This window comes from Sphaerimonospora thailandensis (assembly GCF_016863115.1).
Lineage (GTDB): Bacteria > Actinomycetota > Actinomycetes > Streptosporangiales > Streptosporangiaceae > Sphaerimonospora > Sphaerimonospora cavernae.
Map to the genome: position 1 here is coordinate 48,659 of NZ_BOOG01000039.1, position 24,530 is coordinate 73,188.

Below are 24,530 nucleotides of genomic sequence, written 5' to 3' on the forward strand. Positions count from 1 at the left end.
CCTCAGGGCGCGGTGAGGAACCGCTTCAGGTGGACGAGCTCGTCCTCGTCTAGTCTGCGAGGGCGGGCCTCCGCCACGTCGAAGGCGACCATCACGCTGCGCGCTTCGACGTAGAGTGCGTCGTCGTCTCGGATTTCGTAGGCCAGGTTGAACCGTACCGGGGTGATCTCGGTCACCCAGACCTCCACCCGGACCGGCTCGATCCTGAAGTCGAGGGCCCGCCGGTAGTCGATCTCGTGCCGGGCGACCACGAGGCCCAGTCGCGCGCCGCCGTTCTCCCGCCGCAGCGGGTGGAGCATGGCGACCCGCGCGTCCTCGAGGTAGTCGAAGAAGCGGACGTTGTTGACATGACCCAGGCTGTCGATGTCGCCGAAGCGCACCGAGCGCTCGAAGACGAATCGGCTCGTACTCTCGGCGTCGCCGGGCGGTTGGGGCGTCGTGGGGCCGTGGAACGTCGTGGGGTGGTGCGAGTCGGTCACGGCAGAAACGTAGACCACCCGCGACCCCCGGCCGGTGGCCGGGGGTGCGGGTGGGTCACGGTCAGGCGCGGATGACCTCGCGTCAGTCGCGGGTGAGCTTGCGGTAGGTGACCCGGTGCGGGCGGGCCGCCTCGGCTCCCAGCCGCGCGACCTTGTTCTTCTCGTAGTCGGCGAAGTTGCCCTCGAACCAGAACCAGTTCGAGCCCTCTTCCCAGGCCAGGATGTGGGTGGCGATGCGGTCGAGGAACCACCTGTCGTGCGAGGTGATCACCGCGCAGCCCGGGAAGTCGAGCAGTGCGTTCTCCAGGCTGGACAGCGTCTCGGTGTCGAGGTCGTTGGTGGGCTCGTCGAGCAGCAGCACGTTGCCGCCCTGCTTGAGGGTCAGCGCCAGGTTGAGCCGGTTGCGCTCGCCACCGGACAGGACGCCGGCGGGCTTCTGCTGGTCCGGCCCCTTGAACCCGAACGCCGCGACGTACGCGCGCGAAGGCATCTCCACGTGGCCGACCTTGATGTGGTCGAGCCCGTCGGAGACGACCTCCCAGACGTTCTTCTTCGGGTCGATCCCGCCGCGGCTCTGGTCCACGTACGAGATCTTGACGGTATCACCGATCTTGATCGAGCCCTCGCCCGGAGTCTCATCGCCGATGATCATGCGGAACAGCGTGGTCTTGCCCACGCCGTTGGGGCCGATGATGCCCACGATGCCGTTGCGGGGAAGGTCGAAGGAGAGCCCGTCCATCAGCAGGCGGTCGCCGAAGCCCTTCGTGAGGTTCTCGGCCCGGATGACCGTGGTGCCCAGACGCGGGCCCGGCGGAATCTGGATCTCCTCGAAGTCGAGCTTGCGATACTTGTCGGCCTCGGCCGCCATCTCCTCATAGCGCTCGAGGCGGGCCCGGCTCTTGGTCTGACGGGCTCGGGCGTTGGAGCGCACCCACTCCAGCTCCTCCTCCAGGCGCTTCTTGCGCTTGGCGTCCTTCTGGCCCTCGATCTTGAGGCGGGCGGCCTTGGCCTCAAGGTAGGTGGAGTAGTTGCCCTCGTAGGGAAAGCAGCGGCCCCGGTCGAGCTCCAGGATCCAGCCCGCGACGTTGTCGAGGAAGTAGCGGTCGTGGGTGACGGCCAGGACGGTGCCCGGATACTTCTCCAGGTGCTGCTCCAGCCACAGGACGCTTTCGGCGTCGAGGTGGTTGGTGGGCTCGTCGAGCAGCAGCAGGTCCGGCTGCTCCAGCAGCAGCTTGCACAGGGCCACCCTGCGGCGCTCACCGCCGGACAGCTTGGAGACGTCCGCGTCGGGCGGCGGGCAGCGCAGTGCGTCCATCGCCTGCTCGAGTTGACTGTCCAGGTCCCAGGCGTTGCGGTGGTCGAGGGCGTCCTGGAGCTTACCCATCTCCGCCAGAAGTTCGTCGCTGTAGTCGGTGGCCATCTGCTCGGCGATCTCGTTGAAGCGGTCGAGCATGGCCTTGGTCTCGGCGACGCCCTCCTCGACGTTGCCGAGGACGGTCTTGGACTCGTTCAGCGCCGGCTCCTGCAGGAGGATGCCGACCGTGAAACCGGGCATCAGACGGGCCTCGCCGTTGGACGGCTGCTCCAGCCCGGCCATCATCTTGAGCAGCGTCGACTTGCCCGTGCCGTTCGGGCCCAGGACTCCGATCTTGGCCCCCGGGAGGAACGACAGCGTGACGTCGTCGAGGACCACCTTGTCGCCGTGCGCCTTACGCACGCGCTGCAACGTGTAGATGTACTCCGGCATGCCACCAGCCTAGTGCCCCGCTCTCCAAGCTTCGCCCCATCGCGTCGCCCGGGCAAATCTTGTCGGTCGCGGCACTAGGGGATGCCGCCGGTGGTGCTGTCCGGTCTGCGCGGGGGCGGAGCGATCGGGGTGGCCGGCAGGCAGATGCGGTCCCTGCCCAGTTCCTTGGCCCGGTACAGCGCGAGATCCGCTGCGGCGAGCAACTCGATCAGGTCGGCGCCGTGCAGGTTCATGATGGCGACGCCGGCCGATACCGTCACCGTGACCATCGCCTGCTCGGCGGCCACCGCCATCCGGCCCACCCGGGTACGCAACCGCTCGGCCACCCGCCGCGCCTCGCTCACGTCAGTGCCGGGCAGCAGCACGACGAACTCCTCACCGCCGAACCGGCCCACCACGTCGTATTCGCGGAGCTGACTGCGCAGGGTGGCGGCCACCTGGATCAGCACCTGATCGCCCACGAGGTGACCGTAGGTGTCGTTGACCTTCTTGAAGTGATCGATGTCCACCAGGATCAGTGCGAGCGGGCTGCCCAGGCGCTGCGCCCGGCCGATCTCCGTGTCGGCCTCACGCTGCCAGGCCGCCGCGTTGAGCAGCCCCGTTTTGGGATCGGTGCGGGCCGCGGCCTGGAGTTGGGCGTGCAGCAGGCTGCGCTGGAGCAACACGACAGGTGGCAACAGGAGCAGCAGCAGTGCGAGGTTGAGCCCGCAGAGCACGGCCACCATCACGCCGAGGCACAGCTCCACCGCGTCGAGCAGGAACCGCTCGCGATCCCATAGGACCTCTCCCCACCGGCCTTCCGGATCGGCCGCGTGGGCTGCGACGGCGATGAGCGCGATGTTGAGAACCGTGAAGACGACGGCGCACACCACCGCGACGCCGATGGCCTGTCCGCCGCCTGTGGACAGGTCGGCCGCCACCGGTCCGGCATCCCCCGCCGCTCCGACCCGCCCGGATGACACCGCGTCGCCGGGCGGCCCCACTGACCTGAACAGCCCCACGCCGTCGCCGATCCACGAATGGAACAGCACCGACGCGGCACCCGCGGCCAGCCCGATGGCGGCCGAGGTGAAGACCCTCCGGTGGAGAACCGTCGCCCGCACCCTGAGTTGGAGCAGGATCTGCAGCGGAACGGGCGCCAGCAGCGCGTAAACCGGCGGCAGCAGGAACGCCACTGGCAGCCACCATGCCGACAGCAGGTCACGCGACACTCCGGCCGGCATGCCGAGACGACGGGTCGCCTCGATGCACACGGCTCCGCAAGCGGTGAGCGCGGCGAACGTCGCGAGGTCGGCGAGCCGGAATTCCGTCGATCTCGTCAGGACACCGATCAAGACCAGATCGAGCGTGACGATCGCGCACAGGTAGGCCACGAGCGCACGCGACTGGGCCAGCAGGGGCCACCGGCCCGGCGAGCAGACGGAGTCTCGCGGTTTCGCGGATGCCCGACCCGTTGCCGTCATGCCACCCCCCAACGCACCCCAAAACAGCATCTCACGATGTGTAACACAATAGTTGCGGAGGGTGCGGAACGCGATGGGAACCACTACCTTGGCACGTCACGATCTGTCACCAGGGGTCCGATTTGAGGCGCCGGGTCGCGATCAGGCGGCCAGCCGCTGTTCCGGCCAGCCGGGCTCGTCGCCCTCGCCGTCGCCCTCGCCGCCGTCGACGTCACCGTCAGCGTCACCGACGACCTCGATCTCGGCCTGCGCCCCGTCGCCCGCCCTGCCACTCGGCACGCTGTCGGCGTCGGTGTCGGCCAGGGGGTGCGGCATGGCGCTCCCCCGCGCCTCCGGCAGGGACTCCGGCAGGGACTCCAACAGAGCCGCCGCCGGGGCCCGGGCGGCCTCAGGAGCCCGAGTGGCCTCCTCCAAAGACCGCCGCTCCGCTTCCCTCGGCGCACCGCCGGCGTAGCCAGGTCGCTCGAACGCGGCGATGCCGTACTTCAGGTCGTGGCCCACCGAGCTGGCCTCTATCTCGACCCAGTACCGCTGCTCGCCGTTGCGCTCGTACTGCCGGACCCGCAGCCTGCCGTACACGACGACCGGCTGGCCTCTCCGGACAGACTGCTGGACGTTGTCGCCGAGCCTGCGAAAGCAGCGGACCGTGTAGAAGGTGGTGTCCCGGTTCTGCCAGGAGTTGGTCTGCGGGTCGAGGAAACGCCGATTGACGGCCATCCGCATGGTCGTGACGCGTGAGCCGTCCGGCAACTGGAACTGTTCGGGGTCTTTGGTGACGTTCCCGCTCAGCGTGACGTAGATGTCGCTCATGAAATGCCTCCCACGGGCCCGGACGCTCGCCAGGCCCGCAGCCCACCTTGGCGCTCGCCGTCCGGGCTCCGCGTCACCGAACGGCGTTCTGTGGAGAACCGCCGCGGCCCTCCCGCCGTCACGCGGGTTCAGTCACACGGGTTCAGTCACACGGGTTCAGTCACGCGGGGATCAGCGGTTGGCAGTGGCCATCGCGTCGAAGAACTCGTTGTAGCGGCGCATCTCCCGCTCCACCGGTTCGATGACCATGTCCTTTGTGATCGCGCCGACTCGGCGCCGCATGTCGCGCTCGAGGCGGTCGCGTTCCCTGCCCGCCCCCAGCAGTACGGAATTCCGGCCGGCCACCCCGGACAGGAGACCGAGCCCCAGCACACTGATCACCATCAGCCCCAGCCAGGGCAGGACCGCGACATCGCCGAGCAACTGGGCGGGCGGCCTGCCGAGCTTGAAGACTCCGAACGCGAGGATCGAGCCGCCCCAGGCCAGGCCGGCCACGGACATCACCACCAGCAGGTACTGCCAGATCTTCAGCAGCCACCACCAGGCGGGCACCCGGTCGAGCGGCGGCGCGACCTGAGCCAGTTCACGCGACAGCGCCTCGGTAAGCCGCCCCGGCCCCGACCGGGCGGCCTCACGCACGCCGCGCTGCCATACCTCGGGCATGTCCGCGGACAGCCCGTTCGCCAGCGACAGCACGGCGTTGTCCACCTCGGCGGGCTGGGCACTGACGGTGCTGCCGACGAGGCCGCGGATTTCCTCCTTCACCCCGCCGAGCCGCAGGGTGCCGGCGGGATCGGGACGCAGCTTCGCGGCCCAACGGGCGTACGGCCAGCCGACCCAGTCGATCGAACGCACGCCGTACACGTTCTCCATCGCCTCACCGAGCGCGGAGACGCCCACGGCATCGCACAGCGCGCCGGTCAGTCCCGCCCTGCGGACGCCGTCGACGGTCGGCTCGACGTGCCGGATCTCCGGCAGGTCCGCGGCGATCCGCAGCATCAGCCGGTCGAGGTCGGCTTCCAGCCGCTGGTGTGCGGCCCTGCGGGCCGCGACGGCCTCGGCCAGGACGGCCTTGAGATCGTCGATCCCCTTGCCTGTGGTGGCCGAAGTCGCGACCACCTGGGGATCGGCGACGCCCTCGCGCCTGAGCAGGTCCGCCAGGTCGGCGACGCACTCCGCCTCCTCCTCCGGCGCCAGGCGGTCGCACTGGTTCAGCACGAAGACGGTCACCGCGTCGTGCCCGGCCAGGTCGGTGACATAGCGCCGGTGAACGGACGCGTCCGCGTACTTCTGCGGGTCGAGCACCCAGACGATCAGATCGGCGGCTTGAATCAGCCGGTGGGCCTCGGGGTCGGTGAGCGCCCGGATCGAGTCGTGGTCGGGCAGGTCGAGCAGGATGAGCCCGTGGAGGCGGCTCTCGCCCTTGTCGAGGGCACTGGCCCGGGCGAAACGGTGCCGCCACTGGATCTGCAGCCAGTCGAGCAGCGGGCCGGCGCCGTCGAGTCCCCACACGCAGGCATGGGTACGCGCAGTGGTCGGCCGCCTCACCCCGATGGGTGAGAGCTCCAGTCCGGAGACGGCATTGAACAGGGACGACTTGCCGCTGCCGGTGCCACCGGCGAGGGCCACCACGGTGTGATCCGGTGACAGCTTCATCCGGTCACCGGCTCGCAGCAGCAGTTGCGCGGCCTCGGTCAGCAGGGCCGGCTCGACCCTCGCCTGACCGAGTTCGACGATCCGGGAGAGGGCAGCGAGCCGGGTTCCAAGCCCGTATTGCCTCTCCGCCATGCTGACAGCGCTCATCCGCTCCTCACCGTCGTACCGGAGGCGCGGCGCTCGGTCATCGCGCCACCTCGAGGTTGTAGGTCGCCTGGTACATCCGGGTAGCGGCGGCCTCGTCGGGAATTCCGGCGTTGTCCAGAACGTCCACGTAACGGAGCATCTCCTCGTCGAAGAGCAGGCCGATCCGCGCACGTAGATCGCTACGAGCCTTCGCGCCGATGCCGCGCAGCGACTCCGCGCCGAGCAGCCCACGCAGCAGCCGCTGCGGCAGCGAACTGGTGCCGGCGCCGGCCGCCGTCATGTCGGTGGCGCCGTACCCCAGCAGGCCGACCGTGAAGATCAACGCGAGTGACTCCACGTCGAACGAGATGATCTTCGCTACCGATCGCTTGGTCACGCCCTCGGTCCGGATCAGCTCGGTCACGTGGTCCTGCCAGGCGCTGATCGCGCCGGCCGTCCTCCGTACCAGTTCCTCGGAGTGACGGCCGAGCCCGGGAGTGGCGGCCAGACGGTCACCCGCCCCGGCGCGCTGCCGCCAGCGGGCGACGACGTCTTCGGCCGCCCGCTGGGCAGCCGAAGTAATCATGGATTCGAGTGCGGTGCGCAGGGCCGATCTGAGTGGCGGCACCCGCTCGGGGCCCTGCTGCCGGCTCTTGCCGCCGCGGCGCAACTGGAGCGTGCGCATGAGGTCACCGGAGCCGGCGAAGTCCTGCCAGCGGGCCAGCACCTCGCCGCGCAGCAGCGAGCCGTTGCGGGTGGTCTCGTCGATCTCGGTGAGCACGCCCGCATAGGCGGCGTCGACGTCCGAGCGCAGGTCGGCCCGGAGTGCCACCTGGGTTTCCAGGTGACGGGCGAGGGCGGGGAGCCGGATCCGGAAGCTGTTCAGCACACCGTTCAACGTCGCCCGTACGGCGGCCGCGCGCCGCTGGTCGTCGACGGACAGCTCGGCCAGCCACATCCGCAACTCGGCGATCTCCACCTCCGGCAGCCGCCCGTCTCGGACCACCGTCTCATTGATCACAAAGCGCTCGACCTCGCCCAGGCCGTACTCGTCGAGCATCCGGCCGAAGTGCTTGACGATGACGTCCCGGGACTTCGCCGGCACCCGGGAGAGCACGATGACCAGTCGCGCTCCGCGCTCCTTCGCCCGGCGCAGCAGACCCCAGGAGGGGGCGTCGGCGTACCGGGCCGCGGTGGTCACGAACATCCACAGGTCCGCCACGTCGAGCATCCGATGGGCGCTCTCGTGGTGCTCCTCCACCACCGAGTCGATGTCGGGAGTGTCCAGGAGGGCCACATCCTGGGGCAGCCGCGGAGTCGGGACCAGCAGGAAGCCGTCCGGACCGGTGGCGCCGCCCGTCGTCGCGTCGCCGTCCGTTCCCCCGCGGTCGAGCCTGGCCAGGCCGCCCAGCAGGTCGCCCATGGCGTACCACTCGTAGTCGTCGGGGTGGCAGGCGAGGACGGGCGTCGCGGTGGTGGGACGGCGCACTCCGGTAGCCGTGACCTTCTGCGCGGCGAGCGTGTTGACCAGGGTCGACTTGCCCGCGCCGGTCGAGCCCGCCACGACGATCAGGGCGGGCGCCGTGCTCATGTGCACGCGCGGGATGACGTAGTCGTCGAGCTGGGCCAAGACGGCGGCCTGCGCCCTGCGTGCCTCGTCCGATCCCGGCACGTCGAGCCCGAAGTGCAGCCCCTTGACCGCCACGCGCAGCTGGTTGAGCGCCTCGGTCAGCGCCGCCGACACCGGCTCCGGCAGCGGCAGCTCCCGGCGACGCCGACCGGCCGGGGTCTCCCGCGGCCCGTCCTCCCGGGTCCCGTCTCCCTCAGGATCGCCGCCCCCGGGCTCATCGGCCTCGGATGCGTCGGTTTCGGATGCGTCGGTCTCAGATGCGTCGGCCTCGGGCTCGTCCGCTTCAGAGGAGGCCGCTTCGGGTGCCGCCGCAGGCTCGTCCGTCTCGGTGTCGACCCCGTCCGGTACGGCCTCGGCCTCCGGCTCGCCGACGTCCGGGGGATGGGGGCCGGGATCATCGCCTTGGATGGCACGGAACACGATCGTCTGCTCGGCCGGAGTCTCCGCCGACTCCGGCGTCCCGGAGTGCTCGTCAATGGCCGACTCCTCGGGCACGGCGTCACCGTCCCCGTTCGCGGAACTGTCGGGCGTCTGCCTGGCTGCGGATTTCACGGGATCCGCTCCGCTCGCACCATTTCGATCTCCTGGCCGACTCTGACGACCTCGCCGATGATCGCGATCGCCGGTGGCCGTACCCCGACCGCGGCCACCCGTTCCGCCACAGTCGACAGTGTGGCGGAGACGGCTCGCTGCGTCGGAAGCGTACCGTCCTGTACCACCATTGCGGGAGTTTCCGGTGAACGTCCCTCTCTGAGCAGGGTCTCGGATATCTCGGTGATCCGCTCGACGGCCATCAGGAGGACCAGCGTCCCTCGCGATCGCGCCAGAGCCGGCCAGTCGACCGTGGATCGGGGGTCACCCGGCGGGACGTGCACCGAGACCACGTGGAACTCCTGGCTGACGCCGCGATGGGTGACGGGGACGCCGGCCGAGGCCGGGACCGCGACCGCGCTGCTGACACCGGGCACGACGGTCACCGGGATGCCCGCACGCGCACAGGCGATGGCCTCCTCACCGCCGCGGCCGAAGACGAACGGGTCGCCTCCCTTCAGCCTGACCACGAACTTGCCCTCGCGGGCGCGTTCGACGAGCAGCTCGTTGATCTTTTCCTGGGAGAGTGAGCGGCCGTACGGGACCTTCGCCGCGTCGACGAGCTCGACATCGGGCGGCAGCTCGTCGAGCAGGGCCCGGGGCGCGAGGCGGTCGGCGACGACCACGTCGGCCTGCGACAGGAGCTGGCGCCCCCGGACGGTGATCAGCCCCGGATCTCCCGGCCCTCCGCCGACCAGCGCGACGCCGACGGGCTTGCTGCGGTGGCGGCGGGCGTCCACCGTGCCGTCGCGCAGCGCGCCGACCACGGCGTCGCGGATCCCGGCGGCACGCCGGGGGTCGCCTCCGGCGGTCACGGCCACGCTCACCTCGTCGACGCGCCCGCTGGCCGGCGTCCAGGCGGCCGAGGCGTCCTTGTCGTCGGCGCGCACGCACCAGATCCGCTTGGCGTCGGCCTCGGCGGCGACCGCCGTGTTCACGTCTCGCTGGTCGGTGCAGGCGTGCACCAGCCAGGCGCCGTCGCAGTCGCCGACCTGATATGGCCGGCGCTCCCAGGTAACCCGGCCCGCCGCGATGAGGTCGTCGAGGGCCGGGGTGACGCCGGGCGAGACAAGGGTCACCGAGGCTCCGGCGGCGAGCATGGCGGGGATCCGCCGCTGTGCGACGCGTCCACCGCCGACGACGAGCACCCGCCGCCCGTCGAGGCGCAGGCCGAGCAGGTAGGGCGCCATGACCCCTGTCTCCTCAATCCGTCAAGCATGTCTTGTTAGGAAGCAAACCTACCGTCGGGTTGCGACGGCAATCCACCGGTTGGGGCCGTGAGGCGTGTCGGAGCCGCGAGCGACGTGCCCCTGTCGGCAGTCATTCCCGCGGCCCTGTCCCACGGACCCGCTCCAATGGTGCCTCATGCTTTCTGCTCCGCCACCCCGGCGGCGTCGAAGGTGGCGACCTCGTGCATGACCCGGGCCGCGGCGGCGACCAGCGGCTGGGCGAGCAGACCGCCGGTGCCCTCGCCGAGACGCAGTTCCAGGTCCACGAGGGGGCGCAGGCCGAGGTGCGCCAGCGCGGCGGCGTGGCCGGGCTCGGCCGATCGGTGCCCCGCGACGCAGTAGCCGGTCACGTCCGGTGCCAGCGCGGCGGCCGCCAGCGCGGCCGACCCCGCGATCACCCCGTCGAGGATGACCGGCACCCGCTCGGCCGCCGCGCCGAGGACGAACCCGGCTATCGCCGCGTGCTCCAGGCCGCCGACCGCGGCGAGCACCCGCAGCGCCTCCTCAGGTCCGGCGGGTACGGCTCCGGCCGGGGAGATGCCGTTGGCCGGCAGGGCCTGCCGTACCACCTCGATCTTGTGCCGGTGCGTGGCGTCGTCGATGCCGGTCCCCCGTCCGGTCACGGACTCGGCATCCCGACCGGTGAACGCGCAGATCAAGGCGGCGGACGCGGTGGTGTTCGCGATCCCCATGTCACCGGTGATCAGGCAGCGGTGACCGGCCGCCACCAGGCCCCGAGCCACTCCGGCCCCGGCCGCGAGGGCCTGCCGGGTCTGCTCGGCCGTCATCGCCGGCCCCCGGGAGAGGTCGGCCGTGCCGTACGCGACCTTGTGGGAGATCAGTCCGGGCGCGGGCGGCAGGTCGACCGCCACGCCCACGTCCACGACGGTGACCGTGGCGCCCACCTGTGCGGCGAACGCGTTGGCCACCGCCCCGCCGACCGTGAAGTTGGCCACCATCTGTGCGGTGACCTCCTGGGGCCAGGGTGAGACTCCCCGGGCGTGCACACCGTGATCAGCGGCGAAGATCGCGAGCGCGGCCGGCGTCGGGAGCGGAGGCGGACACACCGCCGCGATCCCGGCCAGCCGTACCGCGACGTCCTCCAACACTCCGAGAGAGCCGCGCGGTTTGGTGAGCCGGTCCTGATGCGCTCGCGCCTCCGCCATCGCCTGCGCGTCGATCGGCCGAATGGCCGCGATCGTCTCATCGATCGGCGTCACCGCTCACCCTCCTCGGGATGCCCCCGGAAAACGGCCTCGAGGCGACCGCCTGGCCGGGGCTCCTCAGACGGCGCTGGCGATGCCGGGCCGAGACAGCGACTCCGATCCGATCTCCGTCTCGATCTTACGGTCGATCTTGGAGCCGATCCCGGTGCCGTTCTCTGTGTCGAGCTTGGCGTCGATCTCAGTGTCAGCCACCGCATCGATCTTGTCGAACGCGTTCCGGCTCCGCCCGGGCGGCAGGCCGACCCCGGCGAGCGCCTCCTCGTACCGGTCGATGACGACATCCGCCAGGCCCTCGCAGTCGCCGATCACCTCGGCACACCGGATGTCGAGGCCCTCGTGGTTGGCGCCGTAGGCCAGCGCCTGCGCCCAGATCCGCTCGAGAATGGCGCCGGCGAACAGGACATAGGGCAGGACGATCACCCGCTTGGCGCCGAGCCTGCGGCACCGCTCGATCCCGCCGGGCACGCCGGGGCGGCTGTGCGACACGTAGGCAGTCTCGACGGTGAGCAGGTCGGCGGCGTGGGTCTCCCAGAACAGCCGGGAGACCCGGTGGACCTCGGCGTTGACGGCAGGCTCGGTCGAGCCGTAGCCGACGAGCACGACGGCGGTCTCGCCCGGCGCGATCTCCTCCGGGGCCTCCTCGGTCACGAACCTCGGCATCTCGGCGCGAGCGTCGGCGAGCCGTTCCGCGAGCAGTTCGAGCACCCGGGGATCGGGGCCGAGAGGACGGCCCAGGTCGTATTCGAGGGTCGGGTGCCGCTCCTGCTCCAGTGCGAGCGTGCCCGGGATGTCGCCGAGAGCGCGCCGGTCGCCGGTCAGGCTGAGCGGCACCGCGATCACGTGATGATGCCCCCGGGTGACGAGGGAGGTGATGGAATCGCTGAGCGGCGGGCGGGCCTTCGTGATGAAACCACCGCTCACCTCGGCGGGAAGCCCGTCGAGGCGGCAGCGGAGTCGATGAACGAACCGGCCGAACTCGGCCACGCCGGTCTCATCGTGAGTGCCATGGCCGATGAGCAGCAGCGGCGGTTTCATCTACCTGATCTCCCATGCCTTGGACCTGCGAACAGCCGTCGTCCCGGCTCGCGAGGATAGCCTTCCGCGCTCAATCATGGGCTCCGCTTGACCGTACGGCCCAGACCATGCAGGAATTCTTTACCAAATGTCATGAAATCTCCCCCTTTAGCACCCCGAACAGTACGGCATCGGCCCGACCGTCCGGCACCGGAAGAGCCTGCCGCAGGATGCCCTCCTCGACGAACCCCGCCCGCCTCGCGACCGCCCGGCTGGCGTGGTTGCCCGTCGCGACCAGCATGTGGACGCGTTGGAGGCCCGACCGCAAGAGGTGGGCGGTGAGCATGCGCACGGCCTCCGCGGCGTACCCCCGCCGCCGTGCCCAGGGCGCGATCCAGTATCCCACCTCGGCATCGCCGCGCTCCTGATCCTCGCGCTGCACGCCGATCGCCCCGGCCAGCCGGCCGCCCTCCCGCGGCTCGATGGCGAAGCTGCCGCCGTTGCCGGGACCCGCCGGATGAGAGAGCCGGGTGCACCACTCGATCGCCTGCTCCAGGGTGTAGCCGGCGGTCCAGGTCAGCCAGCGGCGCATCTCCGGGTCGTCCCTGACCGCCTCCAGGACGTCGAAGGCGTCCCCGCGCGCGAACGGCCGCAGCACCAGGCGCTCGCCCTCCAGCCGGCGCCCCTCGGCCGCCGTACGGTCGTCGCCCCGCAGCCGGCCGAAGACCACGAGGTCGTGCGGCCCGTCGTCCTCGAACCCGCCGCCGCGCAGCAGCCCCTCCCGGACGAAGCCCCCCTTCTCGGCGACCCGTAAGGACGCGATGTTGTCCGAGTTGGCGCGCAGTTCGATCCTCCGTAGCACGTCCTCACCGAGAAGCCAGTCGGTGAGCCCGCGCACCGCCTCGGTCGCGTAGCCGCGCCGCCGGTGCGCCGGATGCACGCCGTAGCCCACCTCGGCGATCCCTGCGGCCCACTGCGCCCGGAACAAGCTGATCGAGCCGACGATGCCGTCATGGGCCCGCATCGCGAGATGGATGCCCTGGCCGGAGCGCCACAGCTCGTGGACCCCGTGAGCCAGCCACCGTCCGATGCCCGAAGGGTGCCCCGGAGCGCCCGGCGGCAGGGTCGTGGGGTGCGCGCCCGCCTTGATCACCACCTTCACCTGGGCCGTGTCGTCCAGGTGGAACGGTCGCAGCACCAACCGCTCAGTGATGATCGTCAGCCGCTCGTCGAACACCCGCAACTCCACTAGCTACCCGGATTTTTCACCCGAAAGGGGTTAAATGCGGCACCGACCCAGGCACGCTCCATGTTTGGCGCGGTCGCTACGGGTACGAGGCACGTCAGTGACCCTAATCGGGAGGTGAGGTCATGAGTATCCAACGCGGCAGCGACAAGCACGGCCCACGCCTCGACGACGAGCAGAAGCACGAGACGCAGGGCCTCGTACGCGGAACGGGCTCGAGCCACGCGCAGGAGTGGAAGGAACCCGAACCTTCACATCTGCCCGAGGAGGACCTGACCCCCCGGAGCTACTCTCCGCACCACGAGCCCGGGACGCCCGGCGGCATCACCCCCGCCGATGTGGAGCGCCGGAGCAACCTCGCCAAGTGGCTGAGCGACGCCGGCTACCCCGCGGATCAGGGCAAACTGCTGGCGCACGCCGAGGGCAGGCATGCCCCGGACGCCGTGATAGAGGCGGTGAGCCGGCTTCCCGAGCATTTCAGGTTCCACAACGTGGGCGAGGTCGCCGAGGCTCTCGGGCTCGGGATCGAACGCCGGCGCTGGTGACGGGAGGGGCGTTGAGACTCGACTTCATCCGGCCGCTGTACGACCGGCCGGGGCCGTACGCCTCGGTCTACCTCGACACCGAGCGGTCCGAACAGGGACAGGCCGACGTGGTCCAACGGCGCTGGGCCATGCTCAGGGAGCGGCTGACCGAGGCGGGCGCGCCGACCGACGTCCTCGATCCCATCGGGGGACTGGTGCTGGATCCCCGTGTGGTCGCGCCCGGCCGGGCCGTGTTCGCGACCGGCGGAGAGGTCGTGTTCGCCCGTCCTCTCCACACGCAGCCGCGCAGGCAGACCGCGCGGTGGTCGCCGCTCCCCCACGTGGTCCCCCTGCTCGCCCAGCGCGGGGAGCCCGTGCCACATCTCGAGGTGCTCGCGGACCACGCGGGAGCCGATCTGGTCATCGCCCGGAACGGCGCACGACGGGAGCTGACGGTGGAGTCCACAACGGACTATCCGATGCAGAAGACCGGCAAGGGCGGCTGGTCGCAGACGCGATACGACCGCGACGCCGAGGAGACCTGGCGCCGCAACGCCGTCGCCGTCGCCGAGGTCGTGGACAGAGAGGCGCACGACAGCGGCGCCGAGATCGTGGTGTTGGCCGGCGACCCGAAGTCGCGCGGTCTCGTGATGGAGCGACTCAGCAAGGACACCGCCAGGAAGGTCACCGTGGCCGAGCACGGCAGCCGGGCCGCCGGAGCGGACCGACGGAATTTCGAGGCCGACGTGGACCGGGCATGCGAGGCCTGGGTCGAGCGATGCCGTGCCGAACTGCTCGACGCCTACGCGACAGGGCCGTACGCGACCGGACTGCAGGAAACGGCCCGGGCGCTGCGCGAGGCACGCGTGCGGACGCTGCTGCTGCACGACGACCCCTCGTCGACGGCCACGGTGTGGGTGGGCCCGGAGCCGACCCACCTGTCCACCGACCGGGCCGACCTGCTGGATTGGGGCGTCGCCGAGCCGTTCGAGGAGCGGGCCGACTCCGCGCTGGCGCGGGCCGTCGCCGGCACGGACGCCGACCTCTGGTTCGTCGACCACCTCCCGTCACCCGACGGAGTGGGCGCCGTACTGCGTTTCTGACAGCCGTCCCGACCAAGGGCCACCACCCCCCGGGCGTGATCTTTGCGAATACTCTCAGCAATCGCGACTGACCTGCGACTTCATGGAGTCCGGTCGCCGACCTCCTGGTCATGGGCCCCCGGGACGAGCCCACGCTGAAGGTCGTCCGCGGCCTCGTCCTCGGGTGACCGGCGCCGGCCCGCCGCCGTCACCGAGCCGCCGAGGATGAGGGCGGAGGCGAGGAGCATGCCGGGCGTGACGGACTCGCTGAGCACGACGACTCCGGCCAGGACCGCGACGACCGGGTTGATGTAGGTGAAGATCACCGAACGAGTGGGCCCGACCTCTCGGATGAGCGCGAAGAACACAACGAATGCCAGCGCGGTGCAGATCAGGGCGAGACCGGCCAGTGCGGCCAGGACCCGTCCCGGGGGCATGACCTGCGGCCAGTTCAACGCCGCCGCCGGCGTGTAGACGAGCGCGGCGATGGTGAGGCAGACGGCGGTCATCGGCAGCGACGGAACGTCCTTGAGCCGGCGGGCCGCCAGCAGCGGGGCCGTGGCGTACCCGCACGCCGTCAGCAGCAGTTCGACGATCGCCCAGGGGTCACCGCCCCGCAGGTCGGGCCCGACCAGCACGACGACCCCGGCGAAGCCCAGCACCAGGCCCGCCCATCGGGTGGCGGTGAGGCGGTCGCCGTCGCCGATGATCCTGGCGACCACCACCGCGATGATCGGCGCCGCCGCGATGACCAGGGCCGCCATCGAGCTGGAGACCCGCCGTTCCGCGTCGGACAGCAGCCACCACGGGAGGATGATCTCGATGGTGGCGAAGGCGAGCAGTGGCCGCCAGTAACGGATGAGTCCGGCCAACTGCCCGCCGCGCAGCGCCAACGGGAGCAGGACGGCGGCGCCGACGGCGGTGCGGGCGAAGATCAGTACGGGCACCGAGACGCTCTCGACCGCCACCTTGATCATCAGATACGGAATGCCCCAGATGAAGCACATCGTCAGGAACAGCAGCCAGCCCCGGCGACTCATGCGTGTCCTCCTCGCTCATCTGACAGCGGGGACAACAGTACGGAACGACCCGACTCGTGGGGAACATTTTTTCGATCAGGCGGCCTGCGATCCACGCCGATTAGGGACAACGCCGGAGGGATAGGAGTGAGGCAAGTGACGTGCATGCCGGGGGGGAGATGCAATGCGGTCCGCTTCGTCAGGGGTGAGCCGGTCGGCGGCCGGCGTGTACGCGGGCCTGGCGGCCCAAGCCGTGGCCATCGGGGCACTTGCCGTCTTCGAGGAGACGAGAGGGCGGAGATTGGCCGGACAGCTCGCGGCGTTCGGCGGTGATCCGGATGCGCCGGGGGCCGGCCAGGTGGTCGGGGCGGTGAGCGCCTTCGCGATCTTGATAATCGCCGTGGCGGCGGCGACAGCGCTTGCCGGATCCGCCTATTTGGCCTGGTTGCGGCGGGTACGACCCGGCACGCCAGTGCCAGCACTGGCCGCCGCGTGGCTGCTACCCGGCGTCAACCTGGTGATGCCCCCGATCCTCGCCGACCTGGCCTGGCGCGAAGCCGTACGGAACAACCGCCCCCGGCTCACTCCGGGGCCTGGCGCGCAGCGGCCACGATGGCTGCTGCTGGTCGGCTGCTGGTGGCTGAGCTGGCTGGGGGCGCTCGGCCTGGTGTTCGCCCGTCCGACGCAGCCGGGGCGGGACCTGACGGGAATCGGCCTGCCCGCGTTGGCCGCCGTCGTGGTCGCGGCGATCCTGTGCGCGGCCACGGTCCGCGAGATCACCTCCCTGCACGAGGACCACGAGTGCCGTGATGACGACCGGGATGACGACCGGGATGACAGGGGTGACGACCGGAGCGGCGGAACCGGGAGGAGTCCTGAGGACCGCCGGGCATATCCGATCCAGCAGGGCGGGGACGATCCCGGACGGCCGGGCCTGATCCGCGCACCGGCGCATCGTTCCAGCTACCGCCGTGCCGTACGGGACGGTCACCGAGCGGAGGGGGTCGGGCCCGAACTGCCCGAGCTGGCATGCCAGAGCCGGCGCTGGGGCTCCTCCGGATGGCGCAGGAACCGCCCCTCACGGACGCCCGGGGCGGGCCCGATGTCGGAGTAGGGCGACAGTCGGTAGCCGTTGGCGTACTCGATGGACCGCCCGCCGACGCCCGCGCCCGCCGCATCGGGCGGCGCGGGCGCCTCGCTCAGCACGGCGCGCACGGCGTCGATGCCGTGATCACGCCAGAGCCGGTCGAGGTCGAGCAGGTTCCAGCAGCTCAGGGCGCGCAGCGAGACGGCCCTGGCCCCGGTGCGCCTGACCACGCCCTTCGCGACCAGCAGCCACGATCCGAACACGGTCGCGGCGGTGTGCGCCTGCACGGACTCGAAGAACGTCAGGTCGATCGGGCCGGTGGAGTCGTCCAGCGTAGTGAAGATCACCCGCTGGCCCGACCGTACGGCGGGGGTCTGGGTGGCGACCTTCGCCCCCGCCACCAGGATCTCGGCGCCGTTGCGCCGCCGGAGCAGATCCCTGGACCTGGTCACGCCGATCGCGTCGAGCAGTTCGTCGTGGAAGCCGATCACGTGGCGGCTGACGTCCATGCCGAGGATCGCGAGCTCCGCCTCGACGGCCTCGGCCTCGCTCATCTCCGGCAGCTCCCCCGGCACGACCCGCTCGGTGAACCCCATGGGCAGCTGTCCGGCGGTTCCCCGGCCTGAGGCCCGATCGAGGGCGCCCACCTGGGCGATCAGGTCCCGCCTCGTCAGCTCGCCCGGACGCCATCTGGGCTCGCCCGGGCGCAGGCCGTGCAGCGCGTCGAGACCGCCGACCGCCACGATCCGCTCAGTGATCGGCCGCGACGGGCGGGCCCGCTCCCAGAAGTCGGCCAGCGAGGTGTACGGCTGTCCGGCGGCCATCCGCTCGACCTCGGCCTCGCTCACTCCCTTCACGGCCGAGAACGGCACGCGCAGGCCGTACCCCCGCCCGATCCCGGCGTGCCCGGTCTCAGAGTGTCCGGTGGCGGGGGTCCGCTCGGCCAGCCAGGTCCCGCCGGAGTGGTTGACGTCCAGCGGAAGGATGTCGACGCCGCACTGGCGGGCCTCGTCGAGGATCACCCGGCCGGGATACATGCCCGGCTCGTGGGTGAGCACGCCGGCGAAGAACGCGGCGGCGTGATGCCGCTTCAGCCACGCCGACTGGTAGGTGGGCAGCGCGAACGCCGCCGCATGCGCCTTGCAGAACCCGAACCCGCCGAACGCGTCGAGCACCCGCCACGCCCGCTCGACCACGTCGGGGGCGAAGCCGCTGCCCCGGGCGAGCGGGACGAACCAGGCCCGCACGGCCTCCCGGCCGTCCGGCGTACCCAGGGCACGGCGTGCCTTCTCGGCCTCCGACAGGCCGCATCCGGTCATCACGTCGACGACCCTCAGCACCTGCTCGTGGAAGACGACCACGCCGTGGGTCTCCCTGAGCGGCTCTCGAAGCTTCTCGTGCGGATAGTCCGGTTCGCGGAATCCGTGCCTGGCCTCCAGGTACGGCGTGACCATGTCGGAGTTGACCGGTCCCGGCCGGAAGAGGGAGATGTCCACGATCAGGTCGTGCATCGTGCGGGGTTCCAGCTTGGCGACCAACTCCCGCTGGCCCGGCGACTCGATCTGGAAGCAGCCGAGCGTGCGGCCGGTGCGGATCAGGTCGTAGGTGTCCCGGTCATCGCGGGGGACGGAGTCCAGGTCGATCTTCCGGCCGTCGACCCGTTCGATCTCCCGCAGGGAGTAGGCCATCGCCGACTGCATGCGCACGCCGAGCACGTCGAGCTTGAGCAGGCCCGCCTGCTCGACGTCGTCCTTGTCGAACTGCGACATCGGGAAGTCCAGCATGCTGCGCTCCACCGGAGTGCGGTCGCGGAGCGTGGAGTTGCCGATCAGCACACCACACGGATGCAGCGCGATGTGCCTGGGCAGTCCGTCGAGCCGTTCGGCCAGCCGGAACACGGTCTCCAGCGACCGGTCGTTCAGCCCGCTGTCGCGTAGTTCCGGCAGATCGGACAGCGCGGCGCGGATCTGCCCGGCCCGGACGTGCGGGAACGCCTTGGCGATGACGTCGATCTCATGCGGGGGCAGGCCCATGGCGGCCCCGACGTCCCGGATCGCGCTGCGGGCGCGGTAGGTCTCCATCATCGAGACGCAGGCCACGCCGGTCTCGCCGTACCGGCCGAGGATCGCCCGGTAGCAGTCGAGGCGGCGCGCCGACTCCACGTCGACGTCGATGTCGGGCAGGCCGCGGCGTCCCTCGGACAGGAAGCGCTCCATCAGCAGGCCGTGTTCGAGTGGGTCCACGTCGCCGATGCCGATGAGGTAGTTGACCAGGCTGCCCGCCCCGGAGCCGCGGATGGCGCAGCGGACGCCCATCGAGCGGATCAGGTCCGTGATATCGGCGACGGTGATGAAATATCCGGACAGCCGCTTCTTCTCGATGATCGCCAGCTCCGCGGCCAGCCGACCGCGTGCGTCTGCCGTACGGGCCGAACCCGGACGGCTCAGCCCTCGGCGGCGCAGCCCGTCCTCGCAGCGGCGGCGCAGCAGCGGCACCGGGTCCTCGCCGATCTCCGGCAGGTGGAGCCGGGGATTCTCGGCATCGAGCAGGGGGACGATCTCGACGGGGTCGAGCGCGCACCGCTCGGCGACCCGCCGCGTCTCCCCCAGCAGCCGTTCGGCCAGGTCCAGGTCGCCTCCGCAGATCCGGAGGACCACCCGTGCCATCTCGCGGCCGTCCTTGAGGTAGGCGTGCGCGGTGGGGTGATCGACGTGCCTCGGGTGGAGCGGCACGAGCCGGCGCGCCGCGTCGAGCACGTTGCCGACCTGGTGGTCGGCGGCGTCCAGATAGCGGACATCGTTGGTCAGCACGGCGGGCACGCCCATCGAGTAGGCGAGGCCCAGCATGCGGGTGGCCGTGTTCACGTCGCGGTAGCCGTACAGGTCGGTCACCTCGACCACGACATCGGGCACCGCGGAGCGCCAGGCGTCCAGCAGCGCGCGGGCCCGGTCGTCGCGGCGTTCGGCCACCGCGCGGCCGACGTCCGAGCGGGGACCGAGCAGCACCGTCAGCCGCGACCCGCCGCCCCCGATGCCAGCCCCGATGCCGGCCGTGCCGACGGCGTGTTCGGCCACCGTCTCCGGCGTGACATACGGCTCGCCGCGCTCTCCGAGCCGATGGGCGGCCGTGACCAGCCGGCACAGCGTCGCCCAGCCGTCGGACCGGGCCAGCACGACGATCCGCCGCGGCTCGCCGTTCCCGCCGCGTTTCCCACTGCCCGGGACCGACACGGCATGGCCGTCGCGGAGGACGAGGTCGACGCCGACGATCGGCGTGATGCCCCTGTCATGACACGCCTGGACGTGCTTGATCGCGCCGTAGAGGCCGTCGCGGTCGGTCAGCGCGAGCATGTCCATGCCATGCTCGGCCGCCCGCCGCGCGAGCGCGTCCGGGAAGGCCGTGCCGTACCTGAGGGAGTAGGCAGAAGCCGTATGAAGGTGGATGAAGGGGGCCATCAGGGCCCTCCCACCTCGTCTCGCGTCCGGAACTTTTCCATCAGTCCCATGCCCTCAGCAGGAGCCAGACACCGCCGGCGGTGTCAAAACGCAGCTCATAAGTTCCGACCTCCCGGCCGGTCGCGGCCGCCACCCGCCAGAAACGCCGCTCGCCGGGGTCGTTGTCGGAGGTCTTCCACCACTCGCGGGCGACCACCCAGTGATCCTGCACCTCACGGATGGTGTAGAGCCGATCACGCCAGACGAACTGGACCGGCTGCCCGCCCCTGCTCCATACCTCGATCGGATCGCCGTAAAGCTTGCTCAAGACCCTTCTCCCTGTGGCTCTCCCTGCCACCCGGGGGAAGACGGGCGGATCGACCGGCGAAGTCACTCGCCGCTACTTCGAACATACGTTCCCAGCAGCCCGAACGCAAGTCGCCACACCTCAAGGCCCGGCCCACACGGACGGGGCCGGGGCGGCTGAGTCAGACGCCGATGGGCCCGGCCGGTCGTTTCGCCGGCCGGGCCCTGTCGTCCGTCGCGGGATCGGGCCGACCGCCCGTCAGGGCGAACCGTTCGCCGACGTCAGATCCTCGAAGGGGAACCGGTCGGCGAAGGCGGGCTCGAGGTCGTCGAGCCAGATCGCTTCGGGGTCGTATTTGGCGAAGAAGGGCTGGTTGACCAGGCTGGAGTCCCGGCACTGGATGAGGTGCAGCGCGAAGACCTTCTCACCTGACAGCTCCACGACGCCGTCGACGCAGACCTTGCCGGGAGTCGCAGACATCGAGGGGCCGCGCACCGTCCGAGCCAGGCCGGAAACGTTCCGGTAGGCGTCCCGGAAGATCTGCTGGGCCCGGGCGAGCGGCACCGCGAAGTAGTCCTGCGGGCCGGTGTCGCGCTCGACGAACATGTAGTAGGGGATCATCCCCATGCGGGTCTGCTGCCGCCACATGCTCTCCCAGAGCACCGCATCGTCGTTGATCGAACGGATCAGCGGGGCCTGGGTACGGATGATCGCGCCGGTGTCGCGGATCCGGCGCACCGCCTCGCCCACCGCTGGGGACGCCAACTCCCGTGGGTGGGTGAAGTGCGCCATGAAGGCGAGGTTCCGGCCCGACCGCACCACCTTCTCGAACAGGCGCAGCATGTCGTCGGCATCCGGGTCGGTCAGGAACTTGTACGGCCAGTAGGCCAGGGACTTGGTGCCGATCCGGATGGACTCCAACTGCTCCAGATCCAGCAGCGGCTCGATGTGCCTGCTCAGCACGGACGCCCTCATGATCATCGGGTCGCCGCCGGTGAACAGGACACCGGTGATCCCCGGGTGCGCCAGCAGGTACTCCTTCAACCTGCCGACATCCTCGGCGGCCATCTTCAGATCAGGCTCGCCGACGAACTGCGCCCAGCGGAAGCAGTAGGTGCAGTACGCGTGGCAGGTCTGCCCCTGCCTGGGGAAGAACAGCGCCGTCTCGTCGTACTTGTGCTGGACGCCGGGCAGCTCGTCTCCGGCGAAGGTGGGGACGTTGAGCTGCAGTTGCCCGGCCGGATGCGGATTGAGCCTCCTGCGCACCGCCGTCGCCGCGGCGGCGACCTCACCCGTGGGCGCCTGCCGGCGCAGCAGGTCCGCGAGGTGGGCCACATCCTCCGAAGGAAGCATGTCCTCCTGCGGGAAGATCAGCCGGTAGATCGGATCGTCCGGCGCGGCATGCCAGTCGATCAGCTCGTCGACGACGTAGTTGTTCGTGCGGAAGGGCAGCACTGTGGCCACGGCCCGGGCGGTGAGCCGCTGATCGGGGGTCAGCCCGGCCCGTGCCAGGAGCTCGTCCAGATGTCTCGTGGTGAATACGCGGAATTTGGGGGACAGGGTCGGTGCAGCCGAGGGTGCGGCATCGTAAATCAAGGTCACCGTGGGGCGTTCCTTGGGGTCGGAAGCGGGAAACCTACACGATCACGGCACCGGCGAGGCGCTCGCAATCCCTTCCCATTTGAACAGATGTCACGCCTTTTGTCATGTTTGTCATTTTTTACACCGTTCCACCGATATCAGTGAGGCGTGAGTGGCACCGGGGACAAGGACGGATCTCGGCGCGACCAAGAACGACGCAGGGCCGCCCACAAGGGACGGCCCCGGCCCTGAGAGACACTAAAGGTATCAGAGGCATTAAAGGTACAAAAGGGGCTAATCGGGTTAAAGTGTCTGGCGGACGGTGCCGTTGAAGGTGAAGACGGTGGGGAGCACGTTCGGGCCGCTGTAGGGCCGATCAATTTGTCCGATTCTTCGCCAATTGCTCGCCGATCGTTCAGAATGAAATCGCAGGGTCAGCGAAGAATCACCGGTTAGGAGAAACGATGACCCCCTACGGCCCCCGGACGAATCCTCACAACGATCTCATCCGGGTGGGCGACGCCGAACGGGACGCGGTGACGACGATGCTCCACGAGGCGTTCAGCGAAGGCCGGCTCAACTCTCAAGAACTGGACCAACGCCTGGACGCGGTGCTCAACGCCCGCACCCGACGCGATCTCGACGTCCTCATCTTCGACCTGCCGCAGGCGCAGTCGGTTCCCCAGTCGCGGCCCGCGTCCCGACCGCACCCGTCCGGCCTGCCGCACGCCCTGACGGTGGCGGGAATCGCCACCGCCCTGGGACTGGCGCTCCTGCTGACGACGGGCCGCTTCCCCCTCGCGGTCCCCATCGTCGTGGCGGTGCTGCTCGCCAACCGCCACCTGTGGCGAGGCCATCGCGGCCGCAACTGCTGATCGCCTCAGGGCTGCGGAAGAGCGGACGAGGGCCGCCCGCAGAGGTCGTACGTCCTCCTCATCGGTGACGAAGGTCCGGTCCCCGGGGAGACAGCGGAGCGCCAGCATCGATATGACGTGTGTCGCTCAAGGAAGGGACGGATCATGGTGCGGTCGAGACGAGCCCGTCTTCCCCTCGTCTACTCATGCTCAGGCTGTTCCAGTGCCGCGCAGATGGCCAACGATCTGGCCCTGCGCCTCGACCGCATGGGGCTGGCGGAGATGTCGTGCATCGCCGGCGTCGGCGGGGACGTGCCGTCCCTCGTGCGGGTGGCCACCTCCGGACGGCCGATCCTCGCTCTCGACGGGTGTCCCCTGACGTGCGTGCTCGCCACTTTGAAGCGCCATGACGTGGTCCCCGACGAGCACGTCATGCTGGGCACGTACGGCGTGCCCAAGCGCAAGCACATCGACTACGACTCCGAGCAGGCCGAGACCGTGCTCGCACCGGTCGTCGAGGCCGCTCACCGATTGGCCTCACCCGGCCCTGCCGACAAGGCGATGACTGCCTGATCACGCGGGTTGGATGCCGCCACCACCTCCAGCCGTTCAGGCAGCCGGGGTCGCCGTCCGGGGAATTGGCAGCGATATGTGTGGGTTGAAACCTAGTTCGGGTTGAACCTGGGTTCGCGGAAATCGCGCGACCGCTGTCTCCCTCCACACCTGTCCGGGTCTCGTGATCGCGAGGGGGTGGACATGACCGCTCAGTCGCTACCGCTCGCCGCGCATGAGCGGTTCCACACGCATGACCTCGATGAGGCCCGTGCCCAGGTCACAGGCACCCTTCCTGCCTTCGGACTGCGCCTGGCGCAGCGCGAGTCTCGGCTCGACGCCCGCATGAATGCGGTGAACTTCGATCGGACCGGGCTGTGCGCCCTCGACTATGGAGCGGAGGTGCTGATCACGCCGCGCCCATGGGAGAGCAGTTTTCTCGTCGCGATCCCGCTGGCCGGTGCCGCCGAGGTGGTCCAAGGCCGGGACCGGCTCGTGTCCACGACGGAGCTCGCCTCCGTACTGTCACCGACGGATCGGCTGACCTTGCGTTGGGCGGCCGGAAACCCGCAGCTCATGGTGCGATTCGACCGCTCCGCACTCGAATCCCACCTCGGCAACATGCTGGGACGGCAACTTCGCGGGCCGATCTCCTTCTCCCTGGGCATGGACCTGACCCAGCCCTCGTCCCGGTCCTGGCTGTCGATCGTCGACCTGCTTCGCCAGGAGGCCGAGGCCGGCGGCGCCATGCTGGGCCAGCCACTGGCCCTCAGGCAGATGGAGGGGCTGCTGATGACGCAGCTGTTGCTGGCGCAGCCCAACAATTACACGCCCGCGCTGCTCGGGGAGCAACCGCGGGTCGCGCCGCCTGCC

The 24,530-nt window shown here is 70.3% G+C and carries 19 protein-coding genes and 1 pseudogene; 6 read left to right on the plus strand and 14 right to left on the minus strand.

The window, feature by feature from the left end:
• Window positions 1-2 precede the first annotated feature (2 nt).
• The 10 genes from Mth01_RS20095 to Mth01_RS20140 form a co-directional block, all read right to left on the minus strand.
• On the minus strand, window positions 3-479 hold the full coding sequence (locus Mth01_RS20095; protein ID WP_308440821.1) for an acyl-CoA thioesterase: 477 nt from the start codon (window positions 477-479) through the stop codon (window positions 3-5).
• An 82-nt stretch (window positions 480-561) separates the two neighbouring features.
• The gene (ettA, locus tag Mth01_RS20100; RefSeq protein ID WP_204017443.1) at window positions 562-2,226 is read right to left on the minus strand and encodes an energy-dependent translational throttle protein EttA; all 1,665 of its coding nucleotides are present in this window, start codon (window positions 2,224-2,226) and stop codon (window positions 562-564) included.
• Between the two features lie 74 nt (window positions 2,227-2,300).
• Entirely contained in the window at window positions 2,301-3,689 is a 1,389-nt protein-coding gene (locus Mth01_RS20105) for a GGDEF domain-containing protein (RefSeq protein WP_204017444.1), read from the minus strand.
• Window positions 3,690-3,830: 141 nt separating this feature from the next.
• Window positions 3,831-4,499 carry a single-stranded DNA-binding protein gene (locus Mth01_RS20110; protein ID WP_204017445.1) on the minus strand — a complete coding sequence of 223 codons (669 nt, stop codon included), beginning with the start codon at window positions 4,497-4,499 and terminating at the stop codon, window positions 3,831-3,833.
• A gap of 171 nt (window positions 4,500-4,670) precedes the next feature.
• Entirely contained in the window at window positions 4,671-6,302 is a 1,632-nt protein-coding gene (locus Mth01_RS20115) for a GTPase (RefSeq protein ID WP_204017446.1), read from the minus strand.
• 37 nt (window positions 6,303-6,339) lie between these two features.
• Window positions 6,340-8,463 (minus strand): dynamin family protein, encoded by a 2,124-nt coding sequence (locus Mth01_RS20120; protein ID WP_239089837.1) that lies wholly within the window; start codon window positions 8,461-8,463, stop codon window positions 6,340-6,342.
• Window positions 8,460-9,692 (minus strand): uroporphyrinogen-III C-methyltransferase, encoded by a 1,233-nt coding sequence (gene cobA, locus Mth01_RS20125; RefSeq protein ID WP_204017447.1) that lies wholly within the window; start codon window positions 9,690-9,692, stop codon window positions 8,460-8,462. Before cobA ends, Mth01_RS20120 begins: the two co-directional genes overlap by 4 nt.
• Window positions 9,693-9,865: 173 nt before the next feature.
• The gene (gene cobT, locus Mth01_RS20130) at window positions 9,866-10,951 is read right to left on the minus strand and encodes a nicotinate-nucleotide--dimethylbenzimidazole phosphoribosyltransferase (RefSeq protein WP_204017448.1); all 1,086 of its coding nucleotides are present in this window, start codon (window positions 10,949-10,951) and stop codon (window positions 9,866-9,868) included.
• Window positions 10,952-11,014: 63 nt separating this feature from the next.
• Window positions 11,015-11,992, minus strand: coding sequence for a sirohydrochlorin chelatase (locus Mth01_RS20135; protein ID WP_204017449.1), 978 nt, complete (start codon window positions 11,990-11,992; stop codon window positions 11,015-11,017).
• A gap of 130 nt (window positions 11,993-12,122) precedes the next feature.
• Window positions 12,123-13,208 carry a GNAT family N-acetyltransferase gene (locus Mth01_RS20140; protein WP_204017450.1) on the minus strand — a complete coding sequence of 362 codons (1,086 nt, stop codon included), beginning with the start codon at window positions 13,206-13,208 and terminating at the stop codon, window positions 12,123-12,125.
• Between the two features lie 134 nt (window positions 13,209-13,342).
• Here Mth01_RS20140 and Mth01_RS20145 point away from each other — a divergent pair, with 134 nt between their 5' ends.
• Together Mth01_RS20145 and Mth01_RS20150 are read left to right on the plus strand one after the other, a co-directional pair.
• The gene (locus Mth01_RS20145) at window positions 13,343-13,762 is read left to right on the plus strand and encodes a DUF2795 domain-containing protein (RefSeq protein WP_204017451.1); all 420 of its coding nucleotides are present in this window, start codon (window positions 13,343-13,345) and stop codon (window positions 13,760-13,762) included.
• Window positions 13,763-13,773: 11 nt separating this feature from the next.
• Window positions 13,774-14,844 carry a baeRF2 domain-containing protein gene (locus tag Mth01_RS20150; protein WP_204017452.1) on the plus strand — a complete coding sequence of 357 codons (1,071 nt, stop codon included), beginning with the start codon at window positions 13,774-13,776 and terminating at the stop codon, window positions 14,842-14,844.
• An 80-nt stretch (window positions 14,845-14,924) separates the two neighbouring features.
• Here Mth01_RS20150 and Mth01_RS20155 read toward each other — a convergent pair whose 3' ends face one another.
• Window positions 14,925-15,863: a DMT family transporter gene (locus Mth01_RS20155; protein ID WP_239089838.1), complete on the minus strand. Its 939-nt coding sequence runs from the start codon at window positions 15,861-15,863 to the stop codon at window positions 14,925-14,927.
• Between the two features lie 163 nt (window positions 15,864-16,026).
• On the opposite strand from Mth01_RS20155, the pseudogene Mth01_RS29835 reads away from it, so the two are divergent.
• Window positions 16,027-16,611: pseudogene (locus Mth01_RS29835) on the plus strand (DUF4328 domain-containing protein); the annotation flags it as partial.
• 218 nt (window positions 16,612-16,829) lie between these two features.
• On the opposite strand, the gene Mth01_RS20160 reads toward Mth01_RS29835, so the two are convergent.
• The 3 genes from Mth01_RS20160 to Mth01_RS20170 all read right to left on the minus strand — a co-directional run bounded on the left by Mth01_RS20160 (window position 16,830) and on the right by Mth01_RS20170 (window position 22,272).
• Entirely contained in the window at window positions 16,830-20,384 is a 3,555-nt protein-coding gene (locus Mth01_RS20160; protein ID WP_239089839.1) for a DNA polymerase III subunit alpha, read from the minus strand.
• Window positions 20,385-20,424: 40 nt separating this feature from the next.
• Window positions 20,425-20,691 (minus strand): DUF6504 family protein, encoded by a 267-nt coding sequence (locus Mth01_RS20165; RefSeq protein ID WP_204017453.1) that lies wholly within the window; start codon window positions 20,689-20,691, stop codon window positions 20,425-20,427.
• Between the two features lie 237 nt (window positions 20,692-20,928).
• Window positions 20,929-22,272 (minus strand): KamA family radical SAM protein, encoded by a 1,344-nt coding sequence (locus Mth01_RS20170; protein ID WP_204017454.1) that lies wholly within the window; start codon window positions 22,270-22,272, stop codon window positions 20,929-20,931.
• Between the two features lie 443 nt (window positions 22,273-22,715).
• Between Mth01_RS20170 and Mth01_RS20175 the strand changes: the two genes are divergently transcribed.
• The 3 genes from Mth01_RS20175 to Mth01_RS20185 all read left to right on the plus strand — a co-directional run.
• On the plus strand, window positions 22,716-23,126 hold the full coding sequence (locus tag Mth01_RS20175; protein ID WP_204017455.1) for a DUF1707 SHOCT-like domain-containing protein: 411 nt from the start codon (window positions 22,716-22,718) through the stop codon (window positions 23,124-23,126).
• Window positions 23,127-23,270: 144 nt separating this feature from the next.
• A complete protein-coding gene (locus Mth01_RS20180) occupies window positions 23,271-23,678 on the plus strand; it encodes a putative zinc-binding protein (protein ID WP_239089840.1) in 408 nt (135 codons plus the stop codon).
• A gap of 183 nt (window positions 23,679-23,861) precedes the next feature.
• On the plus strand, window positions 23,862-24,530 hold a 669-nt coding region (locus Mth01_RS20185), incomplete at its 3' end, for a cupin domain-containing protein (RefSeq protein ID WP_204017457.1).